At 71.0% G+C, this 18912-nt stretch carries 15 protein-coding genes; 12 read left to right on the top strand and 3 right to left on the bottom strand.

Annotation, left to right across the window (positions count from 1 at the left end; all coding sequences use genetic code 11):
• Positions 1-74 precede the first annotated feature (74 nt).
• A complete protein-coding gene (locus KOI35_RS48630; protein WP_215793811.1) occupies positions 75-2858 on the top strand; it encodes a helix-turn-helix transcriptional regulator in 2784 nt (927 codons plus the stop codon).
• Between the two features lie 169 nt (positions 2859-3027).
• Complete coding sequence (locus KOI35_RS38000; RefSeq protein ID WP_215793809.1) at positions 3028-3285, top strand: hypothetical protein; 258 nt, start codon at positions 3028-3030, stop codon at positions 3283-3285.
• Positions 3286-3364: 79 nt separating this feature from the next.
• On the opposite strand, the gene KOI35_RS37995 is transcribed toward KOI35_RS38000, so the two are convergent.
• Positions 3365-4366 (bottom strand): TerC family protein, encoded by a 1002-nt coding sequence (locus KOI35_RS37995; RefSeq protein WP_215793807.1) that lies wholly within the window; start codon positions 4364-4366, stop codon positions 3365-3367.
• Positions 4367-4895: 529 nt separating this feature from the next.
• Here KOI35_RS37995 and KOI35_RS37990 point away from each other — a divergent pair.
• The 3 genes from KOI35_RS37990 to KOI35_RS37980 are packed head-to-tail and all read left to right on the top strand — an operon-like array spanning position 4896 to position 7707.
• Complete coding sequence (locus KOI35_RS37990) at positions 4896-5546, top strand: GOLPH3/VPS74 family protein (RefSeq protein ID WP_215793805.1); 651 nt, start codon at positions 4896-4898, stop codon at positions 5544-5546.
• Between the two features lie 44 nt (positions 5547-5590).
• Positions 5591-7105: an APC family permease gene (locus tag KOI35_RS37985; protein ID WP_215793802.1), complete on the top strand. Its 1515-nt coding sequence runs from the start codon at positions 5591-5593 to the stop codon at positions 7103-7105.
• A complete protein-coding gene (locus KOI35_RS37980; RefSeq protein WP_215793799.1) occupies positions 7102-7707 on the top strand; it encodes a GNAT family N-acetyltransferase in 606 nt (201 codons plus the stop codon). The genes KOI35_RS37985 and KOI35_RS37980 overlap by 4 nt, the downstream gene beginning before the upstream one ends.
• A gap of 52 nt (positions 7708-7759) precedes the next feature.
• Here the strand turns inward: KOI35_RS37980 and KOI35_RS37975 are convergent, their stop codons facing one another.
• Positions 7760-9493, bottom strand: a complete 1734-nt coding sequence (locus KOI35_RS37975; protein ID WP_215793797.1) for a serine/threonine-protein kinase — start codon at positions 9491-9493, stop codon at positions 7760-7762.
• A gap of 216 nt (positions 9494-9709) precedes the next feature.
• On the opposite strand from KOI35_RS37975, the gene KOI35_RS37970 reads away from it, so the two are divergent.
• The 3 genes from KOI35_RS37970 to KOI35_RS37960 all read left to right on the top strand — a co-directional run bounded on the left by KOI35_RS37970 (position 9710) and on the right by KOI35_RS37960 (position 13391).
• Entirely contained in the window at positions 9710-10150 is a 441-nt protein-coding gene (locus KOI35_RS37970; RefSeq protein WP_215793795.1) for a hypothetical protein, read from the top strand.
• A gap of 55 nt (positions 10151-10205) precedes the next feature.
• Positions 10206-10643, top strand: coding sequence for a MazG-like family protein (locus KOI35_RS37965; protein WP_246614434.1), 438 nt, complete (start codon positions 10206-10208; stop codon positions 10641-10643).
• A gap of 93 nt (positions 10644-10736) precedes the next feature.
• Positions 10737-13391 (top strand): caspase family protein, encoded by a 2655-nt coding sequence (locus KOI35_RS37960; RefSeq protein ID WP_215793793.1) that lies wholly within the window; start codon positions 10737-10739, stop codon positions 13389-13391.
• An 18-nt stretch (positions 13392-13409) separates the two neighbouring features.
• Here KOI35_RS37960 and KOI35_RS37955 read toward each other — a convergent pair whose 3' ends face one another.
• On the bottom strand, positions 13410-14174 hold the full coding sequence (locus KOI35_RS37955) for a GntR family transcriptional regulator (protein ID WP_308121333.1): 765 nt from the start codon (positions 14172-14174) through the stop codon (positions 13410-13412).
• Between the two features lie 220 nt (positions 14175-14394).
• Between KOI35_RS37955 and iolC the strand changes: the two genes are divergently transcribed.
• Genes iolC through iolD form a run of 4 tightly spaced genes read left to right on the top strand, consistent with a single transcriptional unit; the run spans position 14395 to position 18908 of the window.
• Positions 14395-15321, top strand: a complete 927-nt coding sequence (gene iolC / locus KOI35_RS37950; protein ID WP_246614433.1) for a 5-dehydro-2-deoxygluconokinase — start codon at positions 14395-14397, stop codon at positions 15319-15321.
• Positions 15314-16171: a Cgl0159 family (beta/alpha)8-fold protein gene (locus tag KOI35_RS37945; RefSeq protein ID WP_215793787.1), complete on the top strand. Its 858-nt coding sequence runs from the start codon at positions 15314-15316 to the stop codon at positions 16169-16171. Before iolC ends, KOI35_RS37945 begins: the two co-directional genes overlap by 8 nt.
• Positions 16168-17058, top strand: coding sequence for a 5-deoxy-glucuronate isomerase (gene iolB, locus KOI35_RS37940; RefSeq protein ID WP_215793785.1), 891 nt, complete (start codon positions 16168-16170; stop codon positions 17056-17058). Before KOI35_RS37945 ends, iolB begins: the two co-directional genes overlap by 4 nt.
• Complete coding sequence (gene iolD / locus KOI35_RS37935; RefSeq protein ID WP_215793782.1) at positions 17055-18908, top strand: 3D-(3,5/4)-trihydroxycyclohexane-1,2-dione acylhydrolase (decyclizing); 1854 nt, start codon at positions 17055-17057, stop codon at positions 18906-18908. The genes iolB and iolD overlap by 4 nt, the downstream gene beginning before the upstream one ends.
• Positions 18909-18912: the final 4 nt, after the last annotated feature.

The following is an 18912-nucleotide window of genomic DNA, read 5'->3' as shown; positions in this document are numbered from 1 at the left end:
GTCATATGTGAATCCATTGATATGAAGCGCCCTCGCTTCCTAGGCTGAGGCGGGCTCCGACCTGGGGAGGGCGCTTGCAGTCCGACGTGAGCACCCTGCGTGGGCGGGGCGAGCTTCTCGCCGTCATCGAGAGTCGTCTCGGCGCGGGCGGGGGGATCGCCCTGCACGGACCGGCCGGCATCGGACGGACGGCGCTGCTCGAGGCCGTGGCGTGCACCGCCGAGGCGAGGGGTGAACTCGTCGTCCGGCTGCGTCCCGTGCGTTCGGAGAGGCTTATCCCGTACGCGGGAATCTCCGATCTCATCGCGCAACTGCCGTCACCGCCCCGCGACGCCCTGCCACCCGCCCAGCGTGCCGCTCTCGCCGCCCTGCGGCAGGGTCTGGCGCCCCGGGGCGGAACCCCCGCGACGGCCCGGCGGCTCGTCCTGCCGATGCTGCTCGCCCAGTGCGCCCGCCGCCGGCCGGTGCTGCTGGTGCTGGACGACTGCCAGTGGCTCGACGCCGAGTCGGCCGAACTGATCGCGTTCGCCATGCGCCGCCGTCCGGGCCCGCGGATCCGGGTGATCGCGGCCGAGCGCCGTCCGGACGCGGTCGGCCGTCGCCGCGCCACCCGCCTGTGCCCGGCTCCGGCCGCCGAGATCGCCGTGCCCCCGCTCGAGGCCGACGATCTGACCGAGATTCTCGAGATCAAGGGCCTTCCCTGCCGTACGGCGTCCCGCCTGCACGAGGCCAGCGCGGGCAACCCGTTCCTGGCCCTCACTCTCGGCGCCGCCCTCGCTCCGACCGATGCCTGGCGACCGACCCCGTTGCCCGAGGCGGCCCGCGCGATGCTGCGCGAACGGCTCGCCGCGCTGCCCGCCGAGGCGCTGCGCACGCTGCTCGTCGCCGCGCTCGCCACCGAGCCCACGGTCACCGTGCTGCGCCGGGCCGGCCGGGAGGACGCGGCCCAGCATCTGCGGGTGGCCGCCGAGGCCGGGGTCGTGGCCGTGCACGGGGAGTCGGTCCGGTTCACCCCGCCGTTGCTGGCCACCGTGATCGCCGACGACTCCTCGGCCGATGACCGCACCGAGGCCCACACCGCGCTCGCGGCCGGCGCCGTCGACCCGGTGCAGGCCCTGCGGCATAGGGCCATGCGCAGCTCGGTGCCCGACTCGTCGATCGCCCGCGCCCTGGCCGAGGCGGCCGGGCGCGCGTCCGGCCGGGCCGCCGCCGAGCTCTATCTGCTGGCCGCCGACCGCTGCCCGCACACGCACGCAGCTCGCCGGATCGACTGGCTGGTCGCCGCGGCCCGCAGCGCGCTCGCCGGGGGCGCCGCCGCGCTGGCCGGCCGGGCCGCCGAGGCCGTGCTTGCCGCCGACGCGCCGCCCGGCCACCGGGTGAGCGCCCGCCTGGTGCTGATCGACCTGGCCGGGCAGGGCCTGGCCGAGATGGGCGAGATGTTCGCGGCGGCGCTGGCCGAGGCGGGCGACGACCCGGCCCTGGGTGCGCCCGTGCTGCTCCGGCTGACCTGGGCCTCCCTGATCACCGGAGACCCGGACCGCGCGGCCGACGAGGCGGCCCGCACGGCGCTGGCCGCCCGCCGGGCCGGCGACCCGACCACCGAGGCGATGGCGCTGAGCGTGCTGGCCCAGATCGAGCGACTGCGCGGCGAACCCGGCTGGGCCGACACGCTGACCCAGGCTCTCGTGCTGCCGGCCAACCCGGCTCCGGACTGGCTGCACTACGGTCCGCGCTATGTGGCGGCCCGGTTCGCCATGATGGACGACCGGCTCGACGAGGCCCGGGCCGCCCTGCTCGCGCTGCTCGTGGTGGCCGAGAAGGACCGGATCGGCGAGGCCCGGGTCGAGGTGCTGCGCAGCCTGTCCGAGGTGGCCACCCGGGCCGGGCGCTGCCGCGAGGCGCTCAGTTACGCGCACCGGGCCGTGCGCGCCGCGCAGCGGGCCGGGCTCAGTCCGGGCCCGACCTGGTTCACGGCGGCCACCGCCGAGCTGGCCGGGGGCAGCCTGGCCGCGGCGGCCGGGTTCGCCCGGCGCGGGGTGCGGGCCTCCGAACAGGAGGGCGACATCCTCTATCTGCGCCGCAACCTGCACGCGCTGGGCCAGGCCGAACTGCGGGCGGGCGAGACCCGGGCCGGGGTGGCGGCGCTGCGCCGGCTGCGCGAGCTCGACGCCTCGTCCGGCGGGACCGACCCGATGATCGTGCGCTGGCACGCCGACCTGGCCGGGGGACTGGCCGCGCTGGGCGAGCACGCCGAAGCGGTGGCGACGCTGGCTGCCGCCCGGGCCGCGGCCGAGCGGCTGGGCGACAACCCGGGCCTGGCCGGCTATCTCGACCGGGCCGCCGCCGTGGTGCTCTCCGAGAGCGGTCAGGCCGACTCGGCCGTGCTGCTGTCGGCCTCCGCCGCCCAGCACTTCGAGCAGCTGCACCAGCCCATCGAGCAGGCCCACGCGCTGCTGGTGCAGGGCAGCGCCGAACGCCGGCGGCGCCGGTACGCGGCGGCCCGGCTGGCGATCGGGGCCGCGCTGGCGATCTTCCTGGCCGCCGACGCCAAGCCGTGGGCCGAGCAGACCGAACGCGCGCTGGCCGGCACCTCGGCCGCCGGCACGCCGATCGACCTGGGCCTGGGTCTGGGCCTGACGTCGACCGAGCTGCGAATCGCCCAGCTCGTGCGCGACGGGGCGAGCAACCGCGAGATCGCGGGCCGGCTCTATCTGAGCGTCAAGACGGTCGAGGCCACGCTGACCCGGATCTACCGCAAACTCGGGGTGCGGTCACGCACCCAGCTGTCGTCCCGGCTGCCCACTGTGGTGCCCGCAGCGGCACCCGCGCCGGTGTCCGAAGTCACTACGAGTGTCTGACCAGCCACTTCACCACTGAGAGTGACCCCGGCTACAGGATTTCGGTGGCCGCCATCACTTCCGTCGCGCAAGTTTTACCTGCGTGATTTGGGTATGAAGCGCGGGCCGCGCATCGTTGTAGAGGAAGGCGACGAGGCCTATCGCCATCACTATCCGTTAAGGAGTGGCCATGCAGTTCACGACCAAGCTTCGCGATGCGCGCACGGCGCTGGCGAACCGCCGCACGATGCGCGTCGCCACCCGCCGGCTCACCGACGAGCTGGCGTCGTTCCGCACCACCGCCGAGCGGGCCGAACTCGACGAGCTCCTCAGCCGGCACAGTGCCGAGGAGACCGAGGAGATCCGCGCGATCCTCTACCGGCAGGACGTGGTGCGTCAGCAGAGCAGCGGTCGTCAGACCGCCGGCCTGGGTGGATACCTGGGCTGACCTTCGGGCTCGGGTGACCGGGCCCCCTCATACTGATCCGGCCCCGGGAGATGCTCCCGGGGCCGGATTTCTTTTCGTGCTATCGCTTCTGACTGTCCTGTTTGCGGGCCCGCAGGCTACCGGCGTGGGCCTTGGTCTCCGGGTCCTTGCGCGACTTCATCAGGCTGGCCACGGTCGTGACGGTCAGGACGCCGAGGATGACGATCAGCGAGAGCGACGTCGGGATCTCGGGCGCGCTCTTGGTGATGTCTTCGTGCAGCCAGTGCAGGATCAGCTTGACGCCGATGAAGGCCAGGATGACCGACAGACCCGCGGACAGGTAGACGAGGCGGTCGAGCAGGCCCTTGACCAGGAAGAAGAGCGCCCGCAGGCCGAGCAGGGCGAACGCGTTGGCCACGAAGACGATGTACGCCTCACTGGTCACGCCGAACACGGCCGGGATCGAGTCGAGCGCGAACAGCAGGTCGGAACTGCCGATGGCGATCAGCACGATGAGCATCGGGGTCACGACGCGGCGGCCGTCGACCCGGGTGATCATCTTGCCGCCGATGTAGTCGTCGGTCACCGGCAGGAGCCGCTTGCTGATCTTGACCAGCGCGTTGTCCTCGATGTCGGGATCCTCGTCGCGATGCCGGAACAGCTGGACCGCGGTGAAGATGAGCAGCAGGCCGAACAGCAGGAACATGAACGAGAAGGCGTTCAGCAGGGTCGCGCCGAGGGCGATGAAGATGACCCGCAGGATCAGCGCGATGATGATGCCGAAGGTCAGCACCTCCTGCTGATACTTCTCCGGCACCGCGAACGTGGTCATGATGATCACGAAGACGAAGAGGTTGTCGACCGACAGGCTCTTCTCGACGATGTAGCCCGCGAAGTACTGGGCGCCGAAGTCCCAGCCCGCGATCTGGCCGAAGACGATGCCGAACGCGACCGCGACGGCGATGTAGAAGATGGACCATCCGGCCGCCTCGCGGAAGCCGACGGCGTGCGGCCGGAGCACGCCCAAGGTCAGGTCGAGGGCGAGCAGGGCGACGATGACCCCGATGGTCAGCGTCCAGCCGAGCGCGGTGACCTCAAGCATGGGAAGGGAACCTCCGGGCGGTAAGCGGGGCGGCAACCTGTCAATGGTCCCCGGTTGAACTGGGAGCTTGCTGAACGAGCCCTGATTCTCCGCCACGGCTCCGGTGCCGGGGGCGGGAAAGACCGATTCACTCCGCCGTCGATTACGGAAAGTGCTGATGCATTTGTGTCAGTACTATCCGTCATCGTCACGCGGGCCGATGTCGCTCGCCCGTCCGCGGTACGCCAAATGCATCGACCGACGTGCATCAAATGGTTAATTCGGTTTTTCCGTGAACTCGTTTGGGGCCAAAAGATGCTGGTAGGAGGCTTGCTGCAGGATGCATCGGAGCGTGGGCCACATCGGACCGAAATTGGGTCCCAAGAGGACGTTGCGCCGTGCTGACCTCGCTGGCATGCTACGCGATGTCGTTCTGGGGGGCGCACACCGTAACGGTGGCGACGAGCCATAAGCATCACTTTCGGTAATCACAGGGCCGGATGACCTTGCGTCACTCCGGGTGAGAATCGAAGTGGAGAGGAGACGTGCCGTGACGGCATCGGCACAACTACCCCTCGCCGACGATCTCTTCCTCACCGCGCACGACTCGGTCAAGGGCAAGTGCCTGCTCTCCCCGGCGACGCTCGGCCTCGGCATGGCCGCCGCCCTGCTCGGAGAGCTCGTGCTGTGGCGCCGCCTCGACGTCGTGGACGGCAAGCTTCAGATCATCGACGACCGTCCGACCGGCGATCCGGCCGCCAACGCCGTTCTCGACCAGCTGCTCCGCGAGGGGCACCACCGGGCCGTACGGGACTGGATCTCGTTCCTCGCCACCGGCGTCGCCACCGACCTGGTCGAGCGCCGCCTGGCCCGCGCCGCCCTGGTCCAGCGCCAGGAGAAGCGCGGCCTGTTCGGCTCCAAGGTCGCCTTCGTGCCGACCGACTCGATGATCGCCGGCTGGCCCGCCACCCGCATCCGCACGTTCGTCGGCCGCGGCGAACTGCTCGACATCCCCGACCTGGTCCTCACCGGCCTGATCCTGGCCACCGGTCTCGACCAGCACGTCTTCCTCACCCTCGACGCCCGCGACCGCGGACAGCTGTTCGACCAGCTCAAGCGCCGACTTCCCGCCATGTTGCTCGAGCTGGTGGGCCAGGCCGAGGCCGCGGTGGGCGACGCCGTGATGGCCCGGCGCGCCTGACCCCCACACCGATTCACCCCCTCAACCCCCTCCTGGAGTCCCACGTGTCCGCCACCCAAACATCACCGCCCCGGAGCCAGCTCTCGACCGCTCTGGCCCGCGACCGCCTCGGCGTCGCCGCGGTGGTCTTCTTCGTCATGTCGGCCGCCGCGCCGCTCACCGTCGTCGCCGGCGTCGTGCCGACGGGCCTCGCCGTCACGGGGCTGACCAGCATCTCCATCGCCTTCGTGGCGGTCGCCGTGGTGCTCGCCATCTTCGCCGTCGGCTATGTGGCCATGGCCCGGCACATCGCCAACGCGGGCGCCTTCTACGCGTACATCTCGCAGGGTCTCGGCCGGCCGCTCGGCGTGGGCGCCTCCTGGGTGGCACTGCTGGCCTACAACATGTTCCAGATCGCCGCGTACGGCGGCTTCGGCGCCATCGCGTCCCCGCTGTTCGAGAAGTGGTTCGGCCTGACCATCTCGTGGTGGATCCTCGCGCTCATCGTGTGGGCGCTGACCGCCGTCCTCGGTGTCCGGGACGTCGCCGTCAACGGCAAGGTGCTGGCCACCCTGCTGGTCGCCGAGATCATCGTGGTCGTCGTGTTCAGCATCGCCGACATGTTCTCGCCCAACTTCCAGGCCTCGTCGGCCCCGGTCGACGTGACCAGCCTGGCCGGCGCCGGGTCGGGCGCGCTGCTGGCCATGGCCATCACCGGCTTCGTCGGCTTCGAGCAGTCGGTCGTCTTCAGCGAGGAGTCGCGCGACCCGCGCCGTACGGTGCCCCGCGCCACCTACATCGCCATCTCGCTGATCGCCGTGCTCTACGGCTTCGCGGCCTGGGCGATGATCTCGGGCGCCGGTGACGACGTCGTCGGACGAGCCGGCAACGAGGGCCCCGACCTGTTCTTCAACGTCGCCTCCGACCAGCTCGGCGGACGCGCCGTCGACCTCGGCTACGCGCTGTTCCTGACCTCGCTGATCGCCGCGATGATCTCGTTCCACAACATCATCGCCCGCTACATGTTCTCGCTCGGCCGCGAGGGCGTGCTGCCCCGCGCGTTCGGCCGCACGGTGCCCGGCACCGGTGCCCCCAAGAACGGCTCGCTGATCCAGAGCGCGCTCGGCCTCACGGTCATCGTCGTCTACGCCGTCGCCGGCTGGGACCCGCTGGTCAACCTGTTCTTCTGGGGCGGCAGCGGCGGCGGCATCGGCGTGCTCCTGCTGATCACGCTGACCTCGATCGCGGTCATCGGCTACTTCGTCAAGCACCCCGAGGGCGAGGACTTCTGGCACCGGCTCGGCGCGCCCGTCCTCGGCACGATCCTCCTGCTGATCATGTCGTACCTGGCCCTGAGCAACATCGCCACGCTGTTCGGCGTCGAGGAGGGCAGCAAGCCGACCTGGGTCGTGCCGCTGGCCTTCGGCGTGCTGCTGGTCGCGGGCGTCGCCTGGGCGCTGATCCTGCGCAACAGCCGCCCGCAGGTGTACGCCGGCATCGGTCTCGGCGCCCGCAGCGCCTCCTCGACGGGCGGCTTCTCGGCCGCTCTGGCCTCCACCGACCAGAAGGACCACGCGTGACGACCTACCCCCAGATCCGTCCCGCCCGCGACGAGGAGATCCCCGCCGCCGGACACCTGATCAGCTTCTCCTTCTTCAACCTCGAGCAGAACGCCCACCTGGTGCCGCCGCTCGACGAACGGCTGAAGGTGATGGCCGACTTCTTCACGCTGCTGACCGAGCACGCGCAGAAGTACGGCAAGGTCGATGTGATCGATCTCCCGGACGGCGGCGGCCTGGCCGCGACCGCGGTGTGGTTCGACTACACGAAGGAATCGCCCGACCCGGAGAACTACGACGAGCGCCTGCGTGAGCTGGCCGGCCCGCACATCGACCGGTTCGTCGCGCTCGACCAGCTCTTCGAGAAGCACCACCCGCACGACGCGCACTGGCACCTGGCGTTCCTGGCCGTTCACCCCGACCACCAGGAGCACGGTCTCGGCAGCAAGCTGATGACCCACACCCAGGACGAGCTGGCCAAGGCCGGCGTACCGGCCTACCTCGAGGCGACCAACGCCGACAACGTGCGCCTCTATCACCGGCACGGGTACGCCGACATGGACCCGTTCGAGATGCTGCTGCCCGACGGCACGCCGTTCTACCGGATGTGGCGCGCGGTCTGACGTACTCCGGCGAAAGGGGGCGTGGCCACCGTCCGGCCGCGCCCCCTTTCGCCTACCAGTCGAACTCGGGGCCCCGCGCCGTGCCGCCCGGGAGCAGCGGGCGTGACGTGTACTCCCACGTCTGCACGAGCACGAGCCGATGACCCGCCGGCGGACGCAGGTCGACCGGGCCGCACGTGTGCTTCAGCGCGAAGTCGGTGAACATCAGACCCTTGCAGGTGTACGGGCCGGCCAGCACATCGTCGCTCGACGCGTCCCGCAACGTCAGCGAGACGTCGGCCTGCACGCCGGGCATCGCCTCGATGGTGCCCAGCACCTTCACGTCGCCGCCGACGGAATGACACGGGCGGGCCAGTACGGGGTGGCCGAGATCCCAGTCGTACTCGTCGCCGCAGCGCCACGGACCGAACGTCGCCTCGACCTTGCCGCCGGCGCCGCCCGGACCGGCCGTGACGCCCACGCCCACGCCCACGTCGCCGCCGGTCGGCGCGTCCGGCGGCCGGGTCGTCGCCGCCGCCGGGGGAGTGCCGGTCGGCACCGGACCGGCGGCCATCGGCGGAAGACTCGGGGGCAGGGCCTTCATCGCGGGCAGGACACCACCGCTACCGCCGGCGGCGCTGCTCGCCCGTCCCTGGCCCGGACCGCTGGACAGCACGGTCGCGGGCGGGGCGGCCACGGCCGGTTCACCGCCGCCGCCCGTCCGCAGCAGCTGCCACGCGTTGAAGCCGCCCACCCCGGACACGGCGACCGCGCCGGCCATCAGCGCGACCATCGCCCACGGGCGCCGCCACATCCACGAGCGGGGACCGTTGCGGGGCCGCTTGCGCGACGACACCTTGCGTACGGAGGGGTGGGCGACGACGCGTACGGCGGGAAGGGTTGTGTCGTCGTCCTCCGGCTCCACCGGTGGAAGGGCGGGCACTCCGGCCGTCACCCGGGACAGCTCGCGCAGGGCGGCGCCCAGCTCGGCCGCGGTCGGACGGCGCTCGGGATCCTTGGCCAGGCACCAGGTGATCAGTTCCCACACCGGGTGCGGCAGGCCGTCGGGCGGGTCGGGGGTCTCGTCGAGATGGCCCCGGAGGACGGCGAGGGGCTCCCCGGCGTACGGGGGAAGGCCGGTGACCAGCTCGAACAGGACGATGCCGACCGCATAGACGTCGGACGCGGGGACGGCCTCGCCCTGGATCGCCTCGGGCGCCATGTAGTGCGGCGTGCCGACGACGGCGTTCGGGGTGGTGAGACCCGCGGTGTCGAGGACCCGGGCGATACCGAAGTCGGTGAGGCGTACGGCCAACCGGTCCTGATCCTGGTGCAACAGGATGTTGTCGGGCTTGACGTCGCGGTGCACGACGCCCAGCTCGTGGGCCTGGGTGAGCGCGGCGGCGACCTGAGCCAGCAGATCGGCGGCGGCCGACGGGGCGAGGGTGCCCTCGGCGCGCAGATGGTTGCGCAGGCTGCCGCCGGCCACATAGTCCATGACCAGGGCGAGCGAGCCGCCGACACTGAACAGGTCACGCACCCCGACGATGTTCTCGTGCCGCATCATCATCAGGATCGTCCGCTCCTGCACGAAACGGATGACCAGCTTCGGCTGCCGCAGCAACCCTTCGTGCAACAGCTTGACCGCCACGTCGGCGCCGGACGAACGGTCGATGCCGCGCCACACCGTGCCGGTGGCGCCGTGCCCGACCGGGCAGACCAGCACATAGGAGTTGCCGACGCAGCGGCCGCTGAGGTCGGCGGTGGCCGCCTCGCCGGGCACGTGTCCGGCCGTGCCGTCGGTCATTGAGGGGAATGACTGCACGTGACGTCGAATCCTTCCGATCGGAGGCGGGGCGTGACGATCGTCCGTATCGATCCCGGTTCGGGCAACGGTGGGACGCCCGATCTCTCATACACGGTCAGTCACGCCCCGAACCCGTCACCACACGCTCGGTGACTCGTTCGACTCTCCAGCGCTCACCACAGGAATTCCACAATGCAGGGTCGGGAGACTCCGCCCATGCGACGTATAGCTGTGATCGCCGCCGCGATCTTCCTGTCCACTGTGGGGCTCGCCGCGCCGGCCTCGGCCGCGCCCGGGGATCCCGCGTACAACCTGCGTACCTATCGGCTGAGTGACACGCCGAACGAAGGCAACCGTTCGTGCTTCTCCTCGCGGATCTACCTGGCCGCGCACAACTACGCCCGGCACCTGCAGATCGACGGCGTCAGCGTCGACTACCACTCGCGGTACAGCGGGTCGCTCTTCCTGGGTGCCGGCAACTACACCTGGACCGAGTGCCTGCAGGGCACCCGGTATCGGACCTACATCCACAGCCAGTCGCTCGACCCGGACAACCCGGCCTGGAACACGTCGACGTGGTCGTACGAGTTCGACGTCCAGGAAACCTCCTGCATCAACTGTCAGTACAGCTGGGGCGGGAAGCTCTACTGGATCTGACCGTTTCCCCCGATCGTGGCCCGCACCCGCGCCGCCGAGCCATTATCGTGGCGGCGTGGGTGAGGGCGATCCGATCTGGCCGGCGGTCGACGCGGCGCGACAATGGCTCGATCTCGCGAACGGGACGCTGCCGCTCGAGGTGACCTGCCGCATCCTCAAGGTCAGCGAGGAGGCGGGGGAGGCGGCCCAGGCGTGGATCGGTTGCCTGGGCCAGAACCCGCGCAAGGGCGTGACCCACACCCGCGAGCAGGTGGCGGCCGAACTGGCCGATGTGGCGTTCACGGCGCTGGTGGCGATCGCCAGCCTCGACCTGAGCCCGCACGACGCGCTGACCGCGTGCGCGACCAAGGTGCGGGCGCGGTTCCCTTCGTCCGACGAGGAAGACACCCCAGCCTGTCCCGCTATCGGTGCTTCGCATTCGTTCGAAGAGCTGACGGTCGCCGCTCCGGTCTCGCCCGCTCCGCCCATGACCTGGCCACCCGTCCAGCGGTAGCGCCCTGTCGGGATTCGGCGGCGGCGTTACGGAGCGGCGTAGTTGGTCCTACGCTCGGGCCGACGCGCCCTTCCGTCTGCAGGTGAGGTGCTCATGGCAGCCTCCCGTGTCGCCGAGTTCTCCATCGTCGTGTCGGCCGACCGTCCCACCGAGCCCGTCACCGGCCCGGACGACGTGCCGGCGGTGCGGCTGCGCGCCGCGCTGGTCGACGCCGGGGTGACCCGGGTCGATGTGGCGGCGACCGGGGACGCGCCCGGCGGCACCCGCGGGATCGAGCTGCTCGGGGTGTTCGCGCTGATCGTCACCGTCGTCCAGACGGCGGAATCCGTCGCGCGGGTGGTGGAGGCGATCCGGGGCTGGGTGGACCGCTTCGCCGGACCGCGCCGGGTGCTGGTCACGGTGGGCGGGGTCGAGCTGGAGGTGGCCGCCGGTGCTGACGTGACGCCGATCGTGACTGCTCTGCTGGCCCAGCCCGGGCGGCTCGCGGCCGGCGTGCGGCGAGCCCTGGTGATCGCGAACGCCGACTACGAGGATCAGGCCCTGGCCGCGCTGCGCGCCCCGAGCCGCGACGCGGACGCACTCGCACGGGTCCTGGGCGACCCGGCCATCGGCGGTTTCGACGTCGACCTGCTGATGGACGCCGACGAGCGTACGGTCCGGCGGCGCCTGGCGGCCTTCTTCGCCGACCGCGACCGCGACGACCTGTTGCTGCTGCACTTCTCGTGCCACGGTGTGAAGGATCAGAACGGCCGCCTCTACCTGGCTGCCCGCGACACCGACCTGACATCGCTGAGCGCCACCGGAGTCGCGGCCGCGTTCGTCCACGACCAGCTGTCGCAGACCCAGTCCCGGCGCGTGGTGCTGATGCTCGACTGCTGTTACAGCGGCGCCTTCAACCGCGGCGTCGAGGCCCGGGCCGACCGCAGCGTCCACATCGGCGACGAGTTCCCGACGGGCACCGGCCGGATCGTGCTGACCGCGTCGAGCGCGACCGAGTACGCCTTCGAGTCCGGCGAGCTGACCCGGGCCGAGGCGGGCACGTCGGTCTTCACCACGGCCCTGGTCGACGGCCTGTCCACCGGCGCCGCCGACCTGGACGGCGACGGCGAGATCTCGGTCGACGAACTGTACGACTACACCTACCGCCGGGTCCGCGACCGGGTCCCCGGCCAGACCCCGATGAAGTGGACGTTCGGCGTGGAGGGCAGCCTGACCGTGGCCCGCAGCGTCCGCCCGGCCACCCTGCCCGAGGCGGTGCGGGCCGACCTGGCCGGCGAGCGTGTGATCCTGCGGCTGGAGGCGGTGGCCGCGCTGCGCACCTTGCGGACCGGCCCGAACCCGAGCATGGCCGACCGTGCGACCTCCGAACTGCTGCGCCTGCACACCGAGGACGACAGTTCCCGCGTCCGCGCCGCCGCCGCAGAAGCCCTGAACACCACGCCGCCGACCCCTCTCTCCACCCAGGACCAGGCCCAGGCGCAGCAACCTCATACCCAGGCCCATGCCGAGGCGCCGCCGCTTCAGGCCCAGGACCCGGCCCAGGCGCAGGCGGCTGATGTGGATCCGGGGTCCGCGGGGACATCGGGAGCCGTGCCCCGTCGAGAGTCACCCCGGGCTCAACTCGCGTCGGCTCCTTCAGCCCCGCCGTCGAGCGAACTTCCGCTCCCGCATGGTGGAAATGTCGAGCTGTCGACGCCGTCGTCGTCGGCGGGAGCTGGGGAGCCGAGCCGGGCGCGGCCGGTGGTGGCGCATCCGACGCTGGTCACGCTTCTGGTGGCGGTCGGGTTGATCGCGCTGGTGCAGGCGGTCGAGATGGTGATCGTCGGGCAAGATGTCCAGGTCTTCAGCGGCATCAACGTGCTGGCCGTCGTGCCTGTGGTGGCGATCATCGGTGTCGTCACGGCGGCTCGGGTGGGGGAGTGGCGGTGGGTCGCCGGGATGTCGGCGGTCCTGGCCCTCGTTGTCGGCCGGGGCCTGCTCGTGTCCAGCGATCCGTACTCCGCCGGTAACGAAGGGCTGGTCCGGAGCGGCGTCCTGTGGATCGACCGCAATGCCGCCACCGAGGGCCCGGGCAGTTTCCTGGTCTGGCTGGCGGTCACGCTCCTGCCGGTGCTGTGGTTCGCCGTGTCCGGCCCAGCCCGCCCCCAGCCCCGCGGCGACAATCTCCCCGACCGCCCCCGGCCCCGCGGCGACGATCTCCCCGACCGCTTCCAGCCCCGTGGCGGAGTTCCCGGCCGGCAAGGCTGGAACGGGCAAGCCGTGCGGCGGTTCGTGCGCCACCCCGGGCTGCTGGTGTCGGTAGGCGTGGCCCTGGCTGTGTCGCTGACCGGGGCTGCCGTTCTGGATGAGCTGTCGAGTGGCAGCACCAGCGTCTTCGGACTTGTCCGGCCGCAGCTCGGCAACGTCGGACGGACCTCCGTCGTCGGGCTGGGCAATGTGGCGTCGAGTTATCAGCGGACCGGGCACAACTGGGCGACGGCCCTGTGGTGTGCGGGGTGGCTGGCGCTGCTGATCACGGCCGCGGTTGCCCTGGTGACGCTGGTTCGTCTGCGGCGGCGCTGGTGGACGGTCGCGGTCGGCTCGGGCGTGCTCGCCTCGGTGATCGCCGGGCTTGTCGTCGCGGGTGCATACGGCCGGGATCACCAATATCTGATCGCTCAGCACCTGGCGACCATGACCGGACTCGCCGCCGCCGGGACATTGGCCTATGCCCTGTTCGGCCCGCGCGAGCAACCAACCGACGACTAAGGCCCGCAAACGCCCGCTTCAGCCCGCGCTGAGGTTGATCTCGAAGCTGTAGCGGCTCGCCCGGTAGACATGGCTGCCGTATTCGAGGGCCCGCCCACCCGCGTCCCACGCCGTGCGGGTCATGGTGAGCAGTGAGGCGCCGCGTTTCTCGTCGAGGGTTTTCGCCTCGGCGGCGCTGGCCGAGCGGGCCCCGATCACCTGCGTGGCGATCCGCGGGGTCAGGCCGTTGCGGCGCAGCAGCTCGTACAGCCCGTGGGCGGCCAGGTCGTCGCGGGTCAGGGGCAGGACGTCGAGCGGGATGGCGTTGTGCATCAGGGCCAGCGGCTCGGCGCCCGCGTAGCGCAGACGTTCGATCCAGGTGACCAGCGTGCCGGGGGCGATCTCGAGGGCGGACGCGACGGTGTCGGTGGCCGGCATGACCTCGAGGTGCAGCACCTCGGTGCGCGGGGCGCGGTCGCCCGCGATCAGGTCGTCGTAGAGGCTGGACAGCTCGACCGGGCGGCGCACCTTGGGGTGCACGACCTGGGTGCCGACGCCGCGTTTGCGGACCAGCATGCCGCGCTCGACCAGATATTGGATGGCCCGCCGCGTGGTCGGGCGGGAGACGCCGAGGCGCTCGGCGAGATCCACTTCGTTCTCGATGCGGGCGCCGACGCCGATCTCACCCTTCTCGATCAGCTCTTGCAAACGGGTCGCGACCTGGAAATACAGCGGCACCGGACTGCTCCGGTCCACGTCGACCGGACGAACCCGATCCTGCGGTGTGGACAGATCAGAAGGCACCGTGACCCCTCGCTCCCGGCAGTTTGTCATGACAAGCATACGCAGTTTGTCGTTACAAAGTATTGACGTGCGCGGCTCCAAAGTATTACATCGAAGTCAGCAAACCTAGGGTTGCCGACTGGTTACCAGAAGCAACCGCCGCGCCTGGAGAAAAAGCCACAGCCCACTGCCGGATGGCGAAACCGGAGGCTCGCGCATGCCCGCCGACGAGGTATTGACGATGGGACGCATAGGCGTCGACCTGTACCCGCAACAGACCGGGGTGTCGTTGCGGGAAGTGCGAACCTTCGAGAAGTTCCTCGGTGGCAGCGCGAGCAACGTGGCCGTCGCCGCGGCCCGCTACGGGCGGCGCTCGGCGGTGATCACGCGGACCGGCGACGACCCGTTCGGCGAGTTCCTGCACGATGCGCTGAGAGGGTTCGGCGTGGACGACCGGTTCGTGACGGCGGTGCCGAGCCTGCCGACGCCGGTGACGTTCTGCGAGATCTTCCCGCCGGACGACTTCCCGCTCTACTTCTACCGTTTCCCCAAGGCCCCCGACCTCGAGATCCATCCGTCCGAACTGGACTACGACGCGATCCGCGCGGCCGACATCTTCTGGATCACCGGCACGGGACTTTCCCAGGAGCCTTCCCGTACGGCCACCCTGACCGCCCTCAAACATCGCGATAAAGCAGGCACAACCGTTTTCGACCTCGACTACCGCCCGATGTTCTGGGACTCGAGGGAGGAGGCCCGCCACTGGTACGCCCAAGCATTGCCCTACGCAACCGTGGCCGTCGGCAACCTCGACGAAACGGACACCGCCGTCGCGGAACGAAACCCGGCCGCGGCCGCGGAGAAATTGCACGACGCCGGCGTCGACCTGGCCGTGGTCAAGCAGGGCCCGAAAGGCGTCCTGGCCAGCGGCAAGAAGGTAACGACCGAGGTACCCCCGGTCCCCGTCGACGTCGTGAACGGGCTGGGCGCGGGGGACGCGTTCGGCGGCGCGCTCTGCCACGCCCTGCTCGCCGGATGGGAGCTCGAGACGACGATGCGCTTCGCCAACGCCGCCGGAGCCATCGTCGCCTCGCGACTGTCCTGCGCCGACGCCATGCCGACCGAGGACGAGGTCCGCACGCTGATCGAGGGGGCCACCGATGCCTGACCTGGACGACCTCCTCGACATCCGGACCCGCCGGCCCGCGGCGATCGCGGCCGCCGCCACCGCCCGGCGCAAACCGGCCTCGTTGTTCGGGCCGCACGACAAGCTGATGATCATCGCGGCCGATCATCCGGCCCGGGGCGCGCTGCGGGCCGGCGACGACCCCCTGGCGATGGCCAACCGGGTCGACCTGCTCGACCGGATCCGGACCGCGCTGGCCCGGCCCGGCGTCAACGGCGTGCTCGGCACCCCCGACATCCTCGAGGACCTGCTGCTGCTGGGCGCGCTCGACGACAAGGTCGTGATCGGCTCGATGAACCGCGGCGGGCTGGCCGGCACCACGTTCGAGATCGACGACCGGTTCACCGCGTACGACGCCCGCAGCATCACCGCGGCCGGGTTCGAGGGCGGCAAGATGCTGCTGCGCATCGACCCGGCCGACGCGGGCACGGTGGCGACGCTGGAGGCGTGCGGCGCGGCGGTCAGCGAGCTGGCCGAGCGCCGCCGGATGGCCATGGTCGAACCGTTCATCTCGCACCGCGTCGACGGGCGGGTCCGCAACGAGCTGACGACCGAGGCGATGATCCGGGCGATGTCGGTGGCGGCCGGTCTGGGCACGACGTCGGCCTACACCTGGCTCAAGGTGCCGGTGGTCCGCGACATGGAACGCGTGATGGCCTCGACGACCCTGCCCGCGCTGATTCTCGGCGGGGAGGGCGAGGCGGCGTACGGGGAATGGCGGAAAGCTCTTGATCTGCCGACCGTGCAGGGTCTGGTGATCGGGCGCTCGCTGCTCTATCCGGCCCGGGGAACCGTCAGTGACGCGGTCGACCGGGCGGTGAGCCTGCTATGAGGGCCCGGGTCAATCCGGTCATGCCGCGGGGCAGCACGGCCGAGAAGCCGTTCGACGTGATCGTCACGCCCGAGAACGCCGGCTGGGGCTACAGCGGGTTGCGCATCCTCGACCTGCAGGTGGGCACACGCGCGCGGTTCGTGACCGGCGAGGACGAGATGCTGGTGCTCCCGCTCTCCGGGGGCTGTGACGTCACCTGCGACGACGAGCGGATGACGCTGACCGGCCGGCGCTCGGTCTTCTCGCGGGTGACCGATTTCGCCTACGTGCCCCGCGATTCCACGGTCACCGTGCGCGCACCCAACGGCGGCCGGTTCGCGCTGCCCTCGGCCCGAGCCACGAAGAGGCTTCCGTTCCGGTACGGGTCGGCCGACGACGTCGCCGTCGAATTGCGCGGGGCCGGACAGGCCAGTCGTCAGGTCAACAATTTCTGCACGCCGGGCCGGTTCGAGGCCGACCGGCTGATCGCCTGCGAGGTGCTGACCCCGGGCGGCAACTGGTCGTCCTACCCGCCGCACAAGCACGACGAGCCGGGACCGGACGAGTCGGCGCTCGAGGAGATCTACTACTTCGAGGTCGCGCCCTCGCCGTCGGGCACCCCGGGCAGCGCCTATCAGCGGGTGTACGGGCATCCGGACCGGCCGATCGAGGTGTGCGCCGAGGTGCGCAGCGGCGACGTGGTGCTGATCCCGTACGGGTGGCACGGGCCCTCGATGGCGGCACCCGGTTACGACCTCTACTACCTCAACGTGATGGCCGGTCCGGGCGCGCGCGAGTGGCTCATCCGCGACGACCCGGCGCATTCGTGGGTGCGTACCAAATGGGACGGAGTACCAGTCGATACCCGGCTGCCGATGACGTCCAGCCGAGAGAGGACGCGTTCGTGAAGCTCACCGTGGGGCAGGCCGTGGTCCGGTTCCTGGCCAACCAGTGGACCGAGCGGGACGGCGTCGAGCGTCGCGCCGTCGCCGGCTGTTTCGGGATCTTCGGGCACGGCAACGTGGCCGGGCTCGGGCAGGCCCTGTTGCAGGCGCAACGCACCGGGGAGGCGGATCTGCCGTACCGCCTGGCCCGCAACGAGCAGGCGATGGTGCACGCGGCGGCCGGCTTCGCGCGGATGAGCAACCGCCTGCAGGCGTACGCGTGCACGGCCTCGATCGGCCCGGGTTCGACCAACATGCTGACCGGCGCCGCGCTGGCCACGGTCAACCGGCTGCCGGTGCTGCTGCTGCCGTCCGACGTGTTCGCCACCCGGGCCGCATCGCCGGTGCTGCAGGAACTCGAGGACCCGGGCGGCTATGACGTCTCGGTCAACGATGCCTTCCGCCCGCTGTCCCGCTTCTTCGACCGGGTGTGGCGGCCCGAGCAGCTGCCGTCGGCCCTGCTCGGCGCGATGCGGGTGCTGACCGACCCGGCCGACACGGGTGCGGTCACCGTCTGCCTGCCGCAGGACCTGCAGGCCGAGGCGTACGACTTCCCCGACGAGCTGTTCGCCAAGCGGGTCTGGCACATCGCGCGCCCGCCGGCCGAGGCGTCCTTCGTGTCGCGCGCGGCCGACGTGGTGCGGCACGCCCGGCGCCCGCTGATCATCGCGGGTGGCGGCGTCATCTACTCCGAGGCGTCGGGCGAGCTCGACCAGTTCGCCCGCGAGACCGGCATCCCGGTGGCCGACACCCAGGCCGGCAAGGGCGCACTGAGCTGGGACCACCCCAACTCGGTGGGCGGCGTCGGCTCGACCGGCACCCCGGTCGCCAACCGGCTGGCCCGCGACGCCGACGTGATCATCGGTGTGGGCACGCGGTACAGCGACTTCACCACCGCTTCCCGTACGGCGTTCCAGAACCCGGACGTGCAGTTCGTGAACATCAACGTGGCCGGGTTCGACGCGGCCAAGGAGTCGGCGTTCCCGATCGTGGCCGATGCCCGGGCCGGACTGTCGGCGCTGCTGGCCGCCCTCGACGGCGCCTCGTTCCCGGCCGACTACGAGGCTGACGTCGTGTCGTGGCAGGCCACCGTCGACCACGCCTACCACCTCGGCCACGGTCCGTTGCCGGCCCAGACCGAGGTGATCGGCGCGGTCAACGAGGCCTGCGGCGCCCGCGACGTTGTGGTGCAGGCGGCCGGCAGCCTGCCCGGTGACCTGCAGATGCTGTGGCGGGCCCGGGACCCGAAGCAGTACCACGTCGAGTACGGCTACTCGTGCATGGGCTTCGAGATCGCCGGCGCGCTCGGCATCAAGCTGGCCGACCCCAGCCGCGAGGTGTTCGCGATGGTCGGCGACGGCTCCTACCTGATGATGGCCCAGGAGATCGTCACCGCCGTGGCCGACGGCATCAAGCTCGTCATCGTCCTGATCCAGAACCACGGGTTCGCGTCGATCGGCGCGCTCTCGGAATCACTCGGCTCGCAGCGGTTCGGCACCAGCTACCGCTACCGCGGCGACAGCGGCGACTACGACGGCGGCCACCTGCCGGTCGACCTGGCCGCCAACGCCGAGAGCCTGGGCGCCGCGGTGATCCGCTGCCGCACGATCGCCGACCTGGCCGACGGTCTCAAACGCGCGCGGGAGGCCGACCGGCTCACCGTCGTGCACATCGAGACCGACCCGCTCGCCCCGGTGCCGTCCTCCGAATCCTGGTGGGACGTGCCGGTTCCCTCGGTGTCCGCCCTTGCGTCGACGCAGGAGGCCCGCACCGCCTACGAAGCCGCCAAACGCTCCCAGCGGCTCTATCTCTAAGGAC

It is taken from the genome of Paractinoplanes bogorensis, assembly GCF_018829635.1.
In the GTDB taxonomy this organism is placed as follows: Bacteria; Actinomycetota; Actinomycetes; order Mycobacteriales; family Micromonosporaceae; genus Actinoplanes; species Actinoplanes bogorensis.
This window is presented reverse-complemented; position numbering and strand designations above follow the sequence as displayed.

Bases quoted from the DNA above. Each gene is read 5' to 3' on its own strand.
- KOI35_RS37970 (WP_215793795.1), top strand. From the start codon at position 9,710: ATGCGACGTATAGCTGTGATCGCCGCCGCGATCTTCCTGTCCACTGTG.
- KOI35_RS38000 (WP_215793809.1), top strand. From the start codon at position 3,028: ATGCAGTTCACGACCAAGCTTCGCGATGCGCGCACGGCGCTGGCGAAC.
- KOI35_RS37960 (WP_215793793.1), top strand. From the start codon at position 10,737: ATGGCAGCCTCCCGTGTCGCCGAGTTCTCCATCGTCGTGTCGGCCGAC.
- KOI35_RS37975 (WP_215793797.1), bottom strand. From the start codon at position 9,493: ATGACCGACGGCACGGCCGGACACGTGCCCGGCGAGGCGGCCACCGCC.
- KOI35_RS37945 (WP_215793787.1), top strand. From the start codon at position 15,314: ATGCCTGACCTGGACGACCTCCTCGACATCCGGACCCGCCGGCCCGCG.
- iolB (WP_215793785.1), top strand. From the start codon at position 16,168: ATGAGGGCCCGGGTCAATCCGGTCATGCCGCGGGGCAGCACGGCCGAG.
- KOI35_RS37995 (WP_215793807.1), bottom strand. From the start codon at position 4,366: ATGCTTGAGGTCACCGCGCTCGGCTGGACGCTGACCATCGGGGTCATC.
- iolC (WP_246614433.1), top strand. From the start codon at position 14,395: ATGGGACGCATAGGCGTCGACCTGTACCCGCAACAGACCGGGGTGTCG.